This is a genomic window from Marinifaba aquimaris (assembly GCF_013328345.1).
In the GTDB taxonomy this organism is placed as follows: Bacteria; Pseudomonadota; Gammaproteobacteria; order Enterobacterales; family Alteromonadaceae; genus Marinifaba; species Marinifaba aquimaris.
The window spans coordinates 1-1,580 of sequence record NZ_JABULX010000067.1; the positions used below are offsets into that span (position 1 = coordinate 1).

Consider the following 1,580-nt stretch of genomic DNA (forward strand, 5'->3'; position numbering starts at 1 on the left):
AACATAGCGCAGCAGCAGCTACCTGCAAACCCCAAAAACATGCACCCTAATGAGAACCAACCCGCGAAATGTTTATCAGACGCTTTAACTAAAAAACGTTCAGGGTGTTCTTCAAAAAAACGTCGTTTTTGTAATTTTTTTTCAAATTTTCGAGTAAGGTACAACCCATCAAATTGTTCAGTTAACGACGAATGTTCATGACTTTGAAAAAAGCGGTTATAGGTCGTTTCTTTAGGTAACGTCGGTATAAAATTTATCATCACAATCCTTGTGTATGAATATCGTTAAAACAATTAAACTGGGCAGCCACACGTGATTTGCCTAAATACACGTTTAAACTTGTATTTATTATCTAATACAGGTTTGGGCATTGATGGGTCTATCGGCCAGGCTTCCCAAGGTTTAGTAATTTCAGCTTGTGGTTTATCAAAGGCAAAGTCAAATGCTTCTGAAATTAGTTTTGCTTCAATACTATATTGTTGATCAAAGCTCATATCCTGCCAAAAGCGTTCAGGCCTGCTGTTTTCCTTATCAAAAGCGGCGGTGACCGGGTCAAGATGTCTTACTGCTTCATATACAGGTACATCGGGCAATGGTTTGGTGTTATCCATAAATCGACACACCTCTTCCCAAAATAAATAACAATAGGTACGGCTATTGGCTGATTCGGATACGACCACTTCAACCTCCGATTCTGGGTAAGTATCAAAATCACGATGTCGAATATAAGGGATATGGGCCTGACTACCATACTGAGTCGTGGTCTTATACTGGGTGGTACAAACAATATCTTGCCAAGCAAAACTGGCGTTACCAAACTCATCTTTTTCGGTTTGATGGTTAAAAGCTTTGGTATAGCCAACCCGGCCAGTTAAGCGGTCAAAATAAATAATATGGTCCGAGCCCACACGCTTAGTCCACGGGATTAAATTTAACCAAAATAAATTCCATATTAAAACGACAATAAAAAAATGATAATCAAATGGCTCACCGAAAAAGAATATCAACCAAGCTGGTAAATAAACTGCACAAAAAAAGCTACCTGCAAGCCCAATAAACATAAATGCTAATGATAACCAACCTGCAAAATGTTTATCTGACGCTTTAACTAAAAAACGTTCAGGGTGATCTTTAAAAAAACGTCGTTTTTGTGAGCTTTTTTCAAATTTTCGAGTAAGGTACAACCCATCAAATTGTTCAGTTAACGACGAATGTTCATGACTTTGAAAAAAACGGTTATATGTTGTTTCTTTCGGTAAGGTCGGTGTTAAATTTATCATCACATTCCTTGTGTTTGAATATCGTTAAAACAATTAAACTGGGCAACCACAAGTGATTTGCTTTAGTAAACGTTTAAATTTGTATTTATTATCTAATACAGGTTTAGGCATAGCTGGGTCTATCGGCCAGACTTCCCAAGGTTTGGTAATTTCGGCTTGTGGCTTATCAAATGCAAAATTAAACGCTTCAGACATCAGTTGTCTTTTTATTACCCGCTGTTGCTCCACACTCATATCTTGCCAAAAGCGTGCCGGCCTGCCATTTTCCTTATCAAAAGCGGCGGTCACCGGGTCAAGGTG

The 1,580-nt window shown here is 38.4% G+C and carries 2 protein-coding genes and 1 pseudogene; all 3 read right to left on the reverse strand.

Annotated features, from left to right (window positions below; genetic code table 11):
• Nucleotides 1–260: hypothetical protein (locus HR060_RS19070; RefSeq protein ID WP_425487469.1), on the reverse strand; the 260-nt coding region annotated here is incomplete at its 3' end.
• Nucleotides 261–293: 33 nt separating this feature from the next.
• The gene (locus tag HR060_RS19075) at nucleotides 294–1,280 is read right to left on the reverse strand and encodes a hypothetical protein (RefSeq protein ID WP_246283226.1); all 987 of its coding nucleotides are present in this window, start codon (nucleotides 1,278–1,280) and stop codon (nucleotides 294–296) included.
• Nucleotides 1,281–1,313: 33 nt separating this feature from the next.
• Nucleotides 1,314–1,580, reverse strand: a pseudogene (locus HR060_RS19080) (hypothetical protein); the annotation flags it as partial.